General features: G+C 36.2%; 11 protein-coding genes, 1 tRNA gene and 1 pseudogene. 7 read left to right on the forward strand and 6 right to left on the reverse strand.

Features of this window, described 5'->3' with window-relative positions:
- Positions 1-58 precede the first annotated feature (58 nt).
- The 3 genes from NLG42_RS20290 to NLG42_RS20300 are packed head-to-tail and all read right to left on the reverse strand — an operon-like array spanning position 59 to position 4,795.
- Positions 59-1,375: a patatin-like phospholipase family protein gene (locus tag NLG42_RS20290; RefSeq protein ID WP_257682149.1), complete on the reverse strand. Its 1,317-nt coding sequence runs from the start codon at positions 1,373-1,375 to the stop codon at positions 59-61.
- Positions 1,368-3,632: a ThiF family adenylyltransferase gene (locus tag NLG42_RS20295; RefSeq protein WP_257682150.1), complete on the reverse strand. Its 2,265-nt coding sequence runs from the start codon at positions 3,630-3,632 to the stop codon at positions 1,368-1,370. The genes NLG42_RS20290 and NLG42_RS20295 overlap by 8 nt, the downstream gene beginning before the upstream one ends.
- On the reverse strand, positions 3,632-4,795 hold the full coding sequence (locus NLG42_RS20300) for a ComEC/Rec2 family competence protein (RefSeq protein WP_257682151.1): 1,164 nt from the start codon (positions 4,793-4,795) through the stop codon (positions 3,632-3,634). The genes NLG42_RS20295 and NLG42_RS20300 overlap by 1 nt, the downstream gene beginning before the upstream one ends.
- A 734-nt stretch (positions 4,796-5,529) precedes the next feature.
- Here NLG42_RS20300 and NLG42_RS20305 point away from each other — a divergent pair.
- The 3 genes from NLG42_RS20305 to NLG42_RS20315 all read left to right on the forward strand — a co-directional run bounded on the left by NLG42_RS20305 (position 5,530) and on the right by NLG42_RS20315 (position 6,753).
- Positions 5,530-5,970 (forward strand): Crp/Fnr family transcriptional regulator, encoded by a 441-nt coding sequence (locus tag NLG42_RS20305; RefSeq protein WP_307774285.1) that lies wholly within the window; start codon positions 5,530-5,532, stop codon positions 5,968-5,970.
- A 181-nt stretch (positions 5,971-6,151) separates the two neighbouring features.
- Positions 6,152-6,403 carry an SDR family NAD(P)-dependent oxidoreductase gene (locus tag NLG42_RS20310; RefSeq protein ID WP_257682152.1) on the forward strand — a complete coding sequence of 84 codons (252 nt, stop codon included), beginning with the start codon at positions 6,152-6,154 and terminating at the stop codon, positions 6,401-6,403.
- 262 nt (positions 6,404-6,665) lie between these two features.
- Positions 6,666-6,753: transfer RNA gene (locus NLG42_RS20315), tRNA-Ser, on the forward strand.
- A 170-nt stretch (positions 6,754-6,923) separates the two neighbouring features.
- Here the strand turns inward: NLG42_RS20315 and NLG42_RS20320 are convergent.
- Both NLG42_RS20320 and NLG42_RS20325 read right to left on the reverse strand, forming a co-directional pair.
- A complete protein-coding gene (locus NLG42_RS20320; RefSeq protein ID WP_257682153.1) occupies positions 6,924-7,208 on the reverse strand; it encodes a helix-turn-helix domain-containing protein in 285 nt (94 codons plus the stop codon).
- Between the two features lie 41 nt (positions 7,209-7,249).
- Complete coding sequence (locus NLG42_RS20325; RefSeq protein ID WP_257682154.1) at positions 7,250-7,675, reverse strand: hypothetical protein; 426 nt, start codon at positions 7,673-7,675, stop codon at positions 7,250-7,252.
- Between the two features lie 645 nt (positions 7,676-8,320).
- Here NLG42_RS20325 and NLG42_RS20330 point away from each other — a divergent pair.
- From NLG42_RS20330 to NLG42_RS20345, 4 genes are all read left to right on the forward strand, one after another.
- Complete coding sequence (locus tag NLG42_RS20330; RefSeq protein WP_257682155.1) at positions 8,321-8,884, forward strand: helix-turn-helix domain-containing protein; 564 nt, start codon at positions 8,321-8,323, stop codon at positions 8,882-8,884.
- Complete coding sequence (locus NLG42_RS20335; RefSeq protein ID WP_257682156.1) at positions 8,881-10,029, forward strand: tyrosine-type recombinase/integrase; 1,149 nt, start codon at positions 8,881-8,883, stop codon at positions 10,027-10,029. Before NLG42_RS20330 ends, NLG42_RS20335 begins: the two co-directional genes overlap by 4 nt.
- A 349-nt stretch (positions 10,030-10,378) precedes the next feature.
- Entirely contained in the window at positions 10,379-10,783 is a 405-nt protein-coding gene (locus NLG42_RS20340) for a hypothetical protein (protein WP_257682157.1), read from the forward strand.
- Between the two features lie 44 nt (positions 10,784-10,827).
- On the forward strand, positions 10,828-11,766 hold the full coding sequence (locus NLG42_RS20345) for a hypothetical protein (protein ID WP_257682158.1): 939 nt from the start codon (positions 10,828-10,830) through the stop codon (positions 11,764-11,766).
- 274 nt (positions 11,767-12,040) lie between these two features.
- On the opposite strand, the pseudogene NLG42_RS20350 reads toward NLG42_RS20345, so the two are convergent.
- Positions 12,041-13,215 (reverse strand): annotated as a pseudogene (locus tag NLG42_RS20350) (IS3 family transposase).
- Positions 13,216-13,248 lie beyond the last annotated feature (33 nt).

The following is a 13,248-nucleotide window of genomic DNA, read 5'->3' on the forward strand; positions in this document are numbered from 1 at the left end:
AACTTATAAGGATTATTCTTATCCTGCGGGTGCTTTAAGCATTTAACTATTTTAGATACTAGTTCGCGAATAATACTGGGCAGTAAAGCTTCACCTGCAATTCGGTCAGACATGCTGCCTGCTTGGTAAGCGCGTCAATCTGCTTATCGGTCAGCGCCCTTAGATTAGTGGAAACAGCTCGCGCCGTGTTCAGCTCCTCCACGGATGGCATCTGCGCCTTTATTGCCTGATAATTGATCCTCTTTTCGAGTTTTTCCTGAATGGAATCCCAGTTCTTATTTTCCAGATCCTCGCTACTGATTTCATGCAACTGTATTACCTGCTCCAAAACAGCACCTTTTTTCAGGTTGCTCATAAAGCTGTTCAGGCACTCCTGCAAATCCCAGCCAAGCGACTGATAGGCTACTGATTTTTTATTGAATCTGTAGTTATCATAAACATGTTGGATCATCTGATAATTCTTAATCCTATTCATAAAGATATCACTGGTCCTGATCAACAGTTGCACAACATTGTTAAAAGAATTTATTTTTGGCATCATGTTTCCAGCATCACTTACTATGACTATATCACAGACATAAGAGCTGTTTCCATGGGTTAGCTTGTGTACACCCTGGTTGTCGTATACCCCGCCGTCTACCAGACAAGGTTTTACCCTGTGTGCATCCTCTTCTTTTTCAAAGTATTTTGAATCAATATAGATTGGTGTAAAAGCAAACGGCACACAGGTTGAGGAAGCCACTGCCAGGGAAATTGGAAATTCCTCCGGCTTAAATCTGATCGGATCCTGACCATCCTGGGGATATTCATAACTAGAATCACTCATCTTGTTTTTCGAAAACGTAAACGGTCTGCCCGTTTCAACATTCGTCGCATTAATAGCAATCACCGGCGTGCAGTTTAGGTCCTTTAGCGTTTTGCCCGCAAAAAACCATCTCGAATACAGGCCGTCAATGATGCGGCTGACAGGGAAAATCCTGAACTGGAATTTCAGCACCACAACAAATACAACCACCAGAAGCACTGTTGAAACCCAGGCATAAGAGGTAAAAGGCAAATAGAGGATGAAGAACAGAAGCGTAAGCAATGACAGCGCAATACAGATAAACCTGACGGAGCGAAAAATACCCCCAAGGATACTTTTCTTTACGATGCCGATTAGGCCCTTTTCAAATAATTCGAAATTTTTTCCTTCCAACCCATAGTAGGCGCCAGTGATGGAGCCTCCAGAGATGGTGGAGATGGTGTCGATTTTATCCAGAAGTTCCAATTCCCTTAATTTTCTTAGAGTGCCCAAATGATAGATCGTCGCCCTGTAGCCTCCTCCAGATAAACTCAATCCTATTTTATACTTTTTATTATTTTTCTCAATCATAAACAAATGGTATTATTCTGTGCGGGGTAACAATTACCGCGCAGGTGGGAATCGGCGTTCTGTCGTTAATCGTTTTCAATTTTTCAATCGTTTGCATGTCCTGGGAGCTCAGACGCTCCAGATTCATGGGATGCGAATGCCATTCTCCGATATATCCTATAATTTCGCCGGTTTGGTATTTAATCTTGTCAATAAACTCCGGAAGCCCAATTATTCCCCTGGTAAAAGCGGCAACAGTGCCGTGGCTGCCTTCCGGTTCACTGCTTGCCTCAAAAACATGTATGACTTTGGTCTTATAATTGGCAACACCAATTAACACTCCGCCGGTTTCAATTTGGCCTGCCTTTGAGCTCTGTTCCATAAGGTATTGGCATACTCCTGCAGCCAGCCTTAGCGTCCAACTGCTACCAGCCTCGCACTGCAGCACATCGAAAGCCTCAACCTCATAAGAATGGTTGGAAATCTCCGGCAGTCCCGAACTTCTGCGGAAAACATTCAGATACAGCAGGCCGCAATCCGACGAAGCTTTTCTTCCAACATTAGACAGCACCTGAGAAAAAGCAGCAGCATGAAAACTTATGACATCATCGGGCATTACCGTTGTTACCGAATTGCATCCCAGACCGATATTTAAGACCGTCGGTTCACGCTGCGCATCGTTACGGCGCCAAACATGTAGATTCGTATCTTTTGTCGCAAGGTAACAAGCGGTATAGGCCAGATCATCCATCCGCGGATTACGATCTATACCTTCCCTGTACAACAATCCTGTCTGTCCATCATCCACAAGCTCGCAGCGGTTGTAGCGCAGTGACCGGGGAAGTGTTCTCTGTACCAGATGTTGCATTACCTGCTGGCTGGCGGTGGTATCCACCACTGCATCGTATTTTTTGAACTCCTCGTCCTCAAACCGAGCAATCTCAAATTCATAGGCAGTCAGACCCGAGGTAGTATCAAGTTCGTAAAACTCCTTTACTTGATCAATGACCGAAGCTGCTTTGTTGTATCCGATAGAGCCAGAAAACAGACCATGGCGTGCTAAATTATGCTGCTCAAATCGATCATGGTCCACAGCACCGATATGTAATTTGCCTACCCTCGCGTCATGTAGCAGCATTTTTGATCCTAGGGATCCAGCGCCCACAAATAAGGTTTTCTCCTGCCTGGTCTCGTTGCTGAGCATCTGGGCCAACTGCGAACTATAGGGTTCAGTATGGGAACTCATTAGCACCTTCGCCTCATCAGACAAAGCTTCAATACCGCTGTCGGGAATGAATAACGTGTAGGTAAAGAACTCATACTCTCCAGGATATCCAATAAGCTTTTTAGGACGGCGTACCGCATGAACTATGGGAATTAATTTAGAAATATCCACTTTTGCTGTCTGCACTGCCAAAAGCATCGCTTCTATATTGATCCCCTTTAGGTGCAGATATGCCTTAAGTTGCCCATAATTTTCAGGCAGATTGGTACTGTAATAGTTCTCTTTTGCCTGCTCCGGATCCCAGACCAGCAGGGAAAACCGCGAAATCACCTTTGCGGTGTCTTCCGCGCTTCTGATGGCTCTTAGGGATCGAGCAACAGTCTTTTTAATGTCCGCTAATCCAACAAACGGTATTCCGGCTATCGATTTATATATGTAATGTTTACTGGTTTCAGACTGGTATATACAACTTAAAATCAAAGCCATTGAATAAGCCGGAACCAAACGCTCATTATTTTTCACGATATCCTTAAAGGTCTCGTATTTGTAGATATGTTTTCCAAATTTAGTCTTCTCAAGTCGTACCGGATCAAATTCATCATTATCATCAAGCAGTCTGCCTATTGCCGCCTTGTAGAACCATTGGTAGCCTACCAGCAGAAAATCCTGCATGGTAATGGTTGCAAACCACTGATTGAGGCTGTCCCTGACCAGACATAAAACCGCAGGTTTCTCATTTGGTGTATAATACAGGTGAGGCAGCATGCTTTTGGGAAAATCTTTTCTGTCCGACAGAATCGCAGGTGCCTGTTCCGGAAAACGGGCAAGCGATATCCGCACAAGTATAGGTTCCTGGACACGTATCAAGTTATCTAGCGCCCCCCGGGACGGCAGAGAAACTTGATACGTAGCCGCAACGGCTATATGGGCTGAATCCAGAGAAAATATTTTCAGATCATCTGCCTGAAAATACTCTCTTATCTGTAAAATTCCTTCTTTTACTTCTGATCGCAGTTCGCCATCATACAAAGCCAAATCTTCACTATGCAGCATTACCCCTGTGAAATTATGGTTCCCGCTGCTCCTGTTCCACCTGCAGATGTAGATGAGCCACTAACGGTTTTATTGGAAGCTCTGGCAGGTCCATTGGCCGTAATATCAAAAATAATAGGCTTTGGCTCGGACTCGCTCGGCTCAATATCGGTATTGAGAAACTTCTCTTTGGATTCCAGATATTTAAGATATACCTTCTTGGCGTCATAATGCGGTGGATTATCCTCATCATCAACGATCTTTTTACAAGACGCAATGATGAAAGCTCCTTCCTTGGCATACTCCAGTGCCTCTGTTGAGGTTTGAACGATCTCATCTTTATCAGTATCGTTAAAAAAGGTCCATGAACAGTGATGGGGAGCCAGAAAAAGATCCCAGTCCAACGCTTTTTCATTTACATCGTTTCCAAATCGTCTGGTACGTTCGATGATCTGTCCCCAGGTAGCATGATCCGAATCTCCCGCAAAAATAGCCTGACAACAGAAATCCGTACTCCAGGAGTACTGCTTGAATCTAGCCTGAAAAACAATACTGGCACAGTTCTTATCCTCGGCATCAAGATGTATCTTAAAAGGAGCATGAATAAAAATGGAGAACTTGTCCTGGTCTTTGTCATTGAAACGCGAAACAACATCACCTGGTTTGGAACGAAGGTCGTTCAGTGCCTCGTATTCGCCGTTGATGTCATAGCCAATAATGCGGATCCTGTTTCCGGGATTATCTTTATCGGGATTACCCTCACGGTGTAGCTTCAATCTTCTTTCAGCTTCCTGCTGATAGGCATCTTCATGCGGGTTCGAAAACTGTTCTGCAATCATAGGTGAAAACCACATGGCATCCATAATGATACGTCCGTCTTCACGATCTTGCTTGGAATACGATTTTGGATCACCCTGGTAAAAATTTTCCATAAAACCTAAACAGTGGTCCTTATCTCCGTGGGTGAGTATAAAAACGTCCAGATACGGATTGCCGTCTCTTCTTTGTATGGAATCCAGAAGATCTTTTTTGGCGTCAAATCGTGTTTTATCTGAATCGTCCTGAGACACAACGGTTATGTTGCAATCTACAATTATGGTTGTTTTGTCCTCCAGTGTAATGAGCGACATGTCGCCATTTTTTACCGGATAATATTTAATTTGAGGGTTCGAAGCTACTGGCATTTCTCAATGCTCCTTTCTGTTCTCAAATAAACTGCACATTCTGAAACGAAATTTTTAATTTTATTCATAATTCAAAAAAAATGGTTTGTTAGTTAATAATAATTCATTATTTTAAAACAAAACAATAGATAATCAAAATTTATTCGGTAGATTGGGCATTTTTTCTAAAATCATAAAACGTGCCACTTATTGGTCTCTGCCATTTCATCTTAACATTTCCTTTGTAAGCCGTTGTGTAATTTATCAGAACTATGACAAAATGTCGTAATTCTCTTTACTTCATTGAGAACTGCAATTTACAGCCGGCCTGAAATCTTACATTATGGTTGCATACAAATTCTCATTTTTAGTCTAACATAAATGATCTTTCAACCTTTTCTCCTTTTTCATAAGAGCTAATAAAGGGTAAACAGTGATAAACTTTCCTTGGAGCAATGGCAATATACTGTTACTATTACATATATTAAAAATAGAATGCAGCAAATTCACCGCTGTCATAATGTCTATTTTTATCTCTCTACAGAGATGTTAAAAGTGTTGTTTTTAAGAAATATATTCTAAAAAGATTTCAATACGGACAAACATTCTTAGTATAATTTTGGGGGACATTTAGCTCAGATATTTAATGTTATACCTCCCAAACGAAAGGTTATTTTTACTTTTTACCAAATGACAAAAACTGGATATATCACTTTTATTACATTTGTAACTATGACTGAAATGATAATTACATAATGCAATTTGGAAATTTGAACAACCAACAAATTGACTTCATTAATAGCAAAGCGATAGAATTGGAGCTTAGTAAAGAAGAATATTTTTCGGAAGCAGGTAAAATCGCCAAACAGGTAGGCTTTATTTTAGACGGCATCCTTCGAGTCTGCTATTATAATAACAAAGGAGAAGAAATCACGAAGTACTTTATAGATGAAAATAATTTTGTCGTGGATTTAGATAGTTTTGACAACAAAATTCCGTCGTCAGAGTATGTACAAGCCGTTACAGACAGCAGGGTCATTGTTTTTTCTGAACAAAACTGGCAAGAAATTACTAATACGATTGTTGGCTGGGAAAGTATCGTTAATAAAATCGTCAAAAAATCATTAATCCAAAAAATAGAAAGAAGAAGTCCTTTGGTTTCCGAAGATGCTACTACACGTTATTTGCATTTGTAAAAAAATTCCCTCAACTTATCAATCGTATTCCGCTTTCTTATTTGGCATCCTATTTGGGCGTTACACAATCATCATTAAGCCGTATAAGAAAAAGTATCAGGTAAAATACTTTTTGCCAAATGGCAAATACTTTCTTTTTTAAGTCAACAACCTTTGTATTGTTAAACTAAAAAAAAAGAATATGAAGACTGTATTAATCACAGGTGCTACAAGAAGTATTGGTTTAGAAACCGCTAAACAACTTATACAGAAAGGTCACTTTGTTTATCTGGGAAGCCGGAATCTTGAAAAAGGAGAAGAGACTGTAAAAGAGTTAAACAGTCAAGAACTGAAAACCGTAAGAGCCGTACAGATTGATGTAACCGACGTCGAATCAATTTTGGTTGCAAAGGACATTATAGAAAAGGAAAGCGAAAAACTGGATAGATTTTAAGCAATTAAAGCTGCTCCGTTATTCCTTTACAAAGTAAAGGAACAATCTGCTTTAACTACTCGGATAAACACCACCACTGAACGCCAAACATTGCCATACTTCAATCATCGGATGCTTTAATCACTTTATTTGCCATATCGTTGTCCACTTGTTAATAAGTATGTGATAGCATTTTTCTTCATAAATAGTATCAAAAAAATTTCTACAATCAAAAAAACATACTATATTTGCACCCGCAATCACAAAATGATTGTGTCTTACTGGAGGAATGGCAGAGCGGTCGAATGCGGCAGTCTTGAAAACTGTTGACTGTAACAGGTCCGGGGGTTCGAATCCCTCTTCCTCCGCCAGATGAAGTCCAAAAAATGACTTTAAAAAACTAAAAGCCTTTAAACACTCGTGTTTAAAGGCTTTTTCATTTGAAATGGTATCGAACCTTGATCAAAAAACAGTTACCTTCTTAGTTACCCTCTTTATTTTGATCTCTTTTTTAAATCTGGGTAACTGATTACATACTGAATTATGATCCATTGCTTTTAAGTATTCTATCTATCTTGCTGCTGTCATATAAAAAGATATCTCCCAGCTTTGTATAGGGAAGAATTCCGGTCTGTCTGTATTTTATAATAGTGTTATTGGACAGCCCAAACATCTTTTTTAAATCTTCGTTTCTGTAATATTCAGGTCTCAAGACTTTTCCCTGGCTGATTTTTGAATCAATTGTTTCCAGTCTTAAAAGTATAGGCTCTATTAATTGTTCTACTCTCATAACAAAAGAGAGCTTTCTTTCTTTTTTTGTCATCATTTAAGATTTAAATTTTATGCTAAACTTTTTTTATCCGGTTCTTACCAGCTCTCGATTCTTCTTTTCCTCTGCTGCAGTCTTGTGATAAGATCCTCTAAAAATATAATCTGCTTCTCTTTATAAGTGTAGCCCTTACATTCAGAAAACTGTCTGCTGATCGACTTGATTTTCGACTGCCCTTCTTCATCGCTAGCATATGTAAAATTATTTTCAATGAAGAGCTGGAATTTACTCCTATTGTTTTTTTCATCTCTCGCATCAAAAAACAATAACCCCTCATCCATTAAAATATAGAAAAGCTGGGCAAAATCTATTTTATTGTAAATGGATTTACATTTTTCTTTCGAAGAAACGAACTGCATTTTATTATCCTTGCCTCCTGCGCTGTACAGATTTTCTAACAAGCAAAGCCTTTCATCAAATTTTAAAACATCATTGAGCAACGTTGCTATCTTATCACCTTTCATCACATATAAATTTAATCATCACACTGTAAATGAAAATATATAATATTAAGTCTTTCAACCAGCGTCAAGATAGAAAGATCCGGATACAATCACTGTGCGGGAACATTTGTATAACAAATATATAAGACGGTTTTAAAATTAATTAGAAACTTGTAACTGTTGGAAGTGTTTGTCTCTTAATAGTGTAATCTTACACTTTAAAAGACAATCATTTAAATAACATTTGAAGAAGGGTGTACTTCGAAATTAAAAGCACAGCGAGGTTATTAATTATTAAAATAACAACATACGCTATTGACAAAATCAATATGATTTTTTTGAAGTACTTTGCTTTAAAATGGACCATAATTGGACCACCGCATTTGAAAACCCCAACAAAGTAAGGAAAGCTAATTTCTGCATCGGCAAATAGGCTTCACAAAACATCACAAAATAAAACAAAGAATCCCAGTTAAAATGTCATAAAACGGCATTTTAACTGGGATTTTTCTTTCTGCTTATATAGTTTTGTTTGTAGATAGTTTGTCCTTATTTGTACCACGATTGTACCACGAAAATATTTTTCCGAAAATGGATTTTTTTTTGGCCAAATCATGACACAATGAGACACACATAGACACAATGGGATACATACAGTAACATTCTATGAGTACGAACATCAAGATTAAGCGAATTTGCGAATTCTGTCAAAACGAATTCATCGCAAAAACAACAAAGACCCAATACTGTTCGCTAAAATGCAGCAGCAGGGCCTACAAAGCAAGGACAAGGCAGTCCAAAATCGATCAGAGCAACAAACAGACTGAGATTGCCAAAAATCCAATTCTTGAAGCGGTAAGGGTAAAAGATTTCCTCAGCATTAAACAGGCAGGTCTTCTTTTTGGAATAAGCAGAAGCACAATTTACAGACTCGTTAGCAGAGGACATTTGGACATCGGAAAGTTTGGCAAAAGAACAGTTATCCGAAGATGTGATCTTGACTCCTTTTTTGCAATTCCTGCTGAGGATTTACTTTTGAAACCAAAACAGCAATTTCCAGGTTTTGAAAATTCCTATACAATAACGCAGATTCAACAGAAGTTCAATATTTCTTCTGGCGCGCTATATAACTTGATTCAACGCCATGGAATTGCTAAATATGCGATTGGAAAATTTACCTATGTCGCCAAACAGGATATTGATATAATTTTTAATGCCGCGTCAAGATGAAAAATATAAATGTAACTCTTAGAAAAAGAACACTGCCAAGTGGAAAGATTACGCTATATCTTGATTTTTTTCCTGCGGTATATAATCCAAAAACTCGTGAATTTTCCCGAAGGGAATATTTAGGTTTATATATGGTTGCTAAACCAAAAAGTAATATTGAAAAAGAAATGAATTTAGAGAATTTCTGGAAAGCTGAAATTATCTGTGCAAATAGGCTTAATGAACTCAATAAGCAGCAAATATATACCCCATTTGAGCAGGAGCGGCTTCGTTTGATTGAGATCGGTAAAATGTCATTTCTAGAGTATCTAAAACTAACAGCCGAAAGTAAAATTGGTATTAACAGTGATATATGGAAGTCTGCAATTACCCACTTTGAAATGTTTCTTAAGAATGAAGATATATTGATGAATGAAATTGATGTTACAGTAATTGAAGATTTTAGGCACTATATCATGCGGGCAAAAAGTTTAAGAAAAAATAATAAACCTTTGGCTCAAAACACTGCCCTGTCCTATTTCAACAAAATCAAGGCCACTCTAAAAAAGGCATATAAAAAAGGATTATTACAAACTGATGTTAATGCTGCAGTTGAAAGTATCAAGGAACAGGAGTCCCAGAGAAATTTCCTAACTATGGAAGAAGCTTCAAAATTGTTTAGGACACCTTGCACGAAAGATGTTGTCAAACGCGTCAGCATGTTTTCTCTATTGACTGGAATTCGATATTCCGACATTTCTAAACTTACATGGGAAGAAGTGCAATACAGTAAGAATGAAGGTTATTATATAAGGTTTAAGCAGCAGAAAACTGACAGGCCCTTGACCCTACCTATTTCTGAGGAAGCGCTTGAATTCTTGGGTGAAAAGGGATTAGAGAAAGGGAAAATCTTTTTAAATTTAAAAAAATGGGATTTTGACCGCCTACTACCTATTTGGGTTAAAGATGCAGGTATTGAGAAACATATTACTTTTCACTGCTTTCGGCATACTTATGCTACATTACAAATGGCAGCAGGTACCGATATATTTACTGTCTCGAAAATGCTTGGCCACAAAAGTATAAAAACAACTCAGATATATACTAAAATCATTGACGAGAAAAAAAGGGAAACAACTAACAGGATAACATTCAGACTTGGATAGATGCTAATTAATATGGATTTAAGAAATTCAAAATAAATATGGAGTTAATATAAAAAAACCTCTAAATCTAATAGTGCAGAGGTTTGTAATTTATGTTCTTACGAACCTGTTTACGAACAACTTTATAAAAGATTTAAAGATAATTTCAATGAGATGATAATGATTACATTAAAAAGGTTAATTAATTGTACTAAAAAAAAATCTTATATTCGCTTGAAAAAGAGCTACCTTATAGCTCAAAGCCACCTTAAAAAGTTGTATTGATGCCCTTTTATTGCTGATATAACAAAGTTAGCAGTAATGCCACTGCACGACAGGAAACTATTTCAAATAATCCAAATTAAGTAAAATGAAAATAATAGCTTTAATCGGAAAAGATAAATGTGGAAAAACTGAAACATTAACTACCGTTTACTTTAAAATTCTTGATAATAAAGGAGATTCTACATGTAGAAAAACAGAAGGTAATCCAATATTTAAAGATTTCTCAGATATTGTAAAGTATAAAGGTTTAAGAGTCGCATTCTTTACGATGGGAGATTATTCCACTATAACAACAAAAATAATAAAAGAATATAATGCTCTAAATGTAGATGTTTTGATTCTCGCAAGTAATACTAAATTTGTAAAACCCATTGAACTAATAAAAAAGCATAATAATGAATTGATAAACAAAACAATTACAACAACTAATAAAAAAAATCAGAAAACAAAAAATGACTCAGATGCTAATAGGATTTTTGGTTTAATTTAAAATTTAATCTGTAATATCTGACTTAACCTTTAACTAAAAAATTTATGAAAATATTATTATCCATTACATTATTAACTTTTTCACTGATTTCATCAGCTCAACACGCATTGGGTAATTATGCCCCAGGAGGATATTATGATCAAATAGAATTGAAGAAAAAAGCTGAACAAGATTTAGCAACAAAAATGTATTTAAAAACTATTAAAGCTAAAGAGCGATTAGCTCATGGTAAGAGTTTAAGTAAATCTGAACAAGAAGCTTTAGATTGGACTGAAGCACAGATTAATAAACGTAAATCAGACAGTATTAAGAAAATTGATGACAAATTAGCAATTAACCTTGAAAAAGAAAAGTTGAAATTAGACCGTAAAATTTCTACTTTGAATAGATTGGTAGAAGAGTATGGTACAATCTACGTCACTTCAGATAGTTATAATTACGACTGGACTAAAGAAGACGAAGAATACTTAACCCCAGAAAACAAAGAAAAGATGGCAACTTACAATGCTAAAATAGCTAAAGAAAAGAATGAGAAAAAAAAATTCAACATTTCCTTTGTCGAAAATTTTAAAATTAAATATAAAGATCACGTGATTAAATGCTATAAAGAAAACAAGGACTACATCTTATATTCAACTGACATTAAAACTGAATACCTTAAAGAATATGAAAAAGCCTTGGGTTATAATTATTCTGCTGGATATGATTACCCAGATGAGAATATTAGAGAAGTTATGATAGAAATTATAGAAGATTTTAAGAATTCAAAAGAGTACAAAGATGGCGAAGCTAGAAAAGATTCTAGGATGAGAGAGGGTATATCAGAATTAAATAAGGCTCAAAAACAATATAATTATAATATGACTCATTTAGAGAAGTATTCAACTCCTGAATTGAGGAAGATGTATATTTATTTCAGTGATAAAAAAAGTTTTCAAACAGAAGCGGAATTGGTTAGAATTGAATTATTAAATAGGAAGTAAAAAGTTTGTCGAGGCAAGATAAACTTATACAGCACTACTGCTAATAAGTAAGACTTCTTGCTGGGTCTTGCAGACCGCATGAAGTTTCACTTATTGGGTACCACTTTATGCGTTATATTGTTAGTTTTCTCTCTGAGTTTTATAATTTAAAAATTCAATCAAGTTCTCTTTAAGATATTGTGATAAAATGCGAATTCATAAAGAAATTCTTCTTGTTTAGTATCTTCAATGGGATAAATTAATTTGGATATGCAAACAAAAACTGGAGAAAAAGTTAAGCTACATTTTTATAATTAGTTAGTTTATTAAATTCTTCAATTGTTTTATAGTTCAAAGCCGAATGTCTTCTTTTTTTATTATACCAAATTTCGATGTATTCAAAAATTTCAAGTTCCATCTGTTCTCTAGAAATCAATTTACTTCCATAAACCAATTCCGTTTTTAAAGATTTGAAAAAACTTTCAGCAACCGCATTATCCCAGCAGTCTCCTTTACGGCTCATACTTCTTGTGATATTTTTATAAGAATCCAATACATTAGTAAATTTTTTATTGGCATATTGGATTCCTCGGTCAGAATGGAATATTAATTCACTTGCAATTGTTCTGTTCTTTACTGCCATTTTCCAAGCCGTCATTGTAGTTTGTTTAGTGCTTAGTCCATTGCTTAAACTCCAGCCGACTATCTTTCTGTCAAATAAATCTAAAATGATGGTCAGATATAAAAATCCATCCTTTGTCTGTATATAGGTGATATCTGAAACCCAAGCCTTTGTTGGTTCGGTTACTGTAAATTCTCTTTTCAGGATATTTGGCACAACAAAATGATTATGTTTTGAATTGGTTGTTACTTTGAATTTTTTACTCAATTTGCTGTACAATCCTAACTGCTTCATGTATTTAGCTACAGTTATTCTGGATATCTGATATCCTTGGCTTTGGAGTTCCAGAGTAATTCTTGGGCTTCCATATCGTTGTTTAGCATTAAAGTATATTGACGTAATTTCTTCTTTAATCAGAGCAGTCTTCCTCTGTCTTTCTGATAGAATCTGTCGCTTCCAATTATAGTAGCTACTTGGACTTATTTTTAAAACTTTGCACATCTTTTCAATCGAATATATTTTTTCATGGTCTTTTATGAAAAGATAAATCATCGACCTCCCTTGGAAAAGATGCTTATAGCCTTTTTTAGAATATCACGTTCTAATTCTGTTTCTTTTAATTTTTTTTCAAGCTCATGGATTTTTTCCTGTTCAGGGCTAAGTTTTAATTTTCCTTTCCCAGGAAAACTTCCTGTTCCAAATTCTTGGTAATCCTGACGCCATTTGTAAAGCAAAGGTGCTGTTATTCCAAGTTCCTTGGCTAATTGTGAGATATTATCTCTTTCATAACTTAATTGGACTGCTTTCTCTTTAAAATTGCGGTCATAAGTTTTACGATTATCTTTCATGCTCTAAAGTTAAGATTTAGTTCTTAACTAGAA

It is taken from the genome of Flavobacterium plurextorum, from assembly GCF_024638035.1.
In the GTDB taxonomy this organism is placed as follows: domain Bacteria; phylum Bacteroidota; class Bacteroidia; order Flavobacteriales; family Flavobacteriaceae; genus Flavobacterium; species Flavobacterium plurextorum.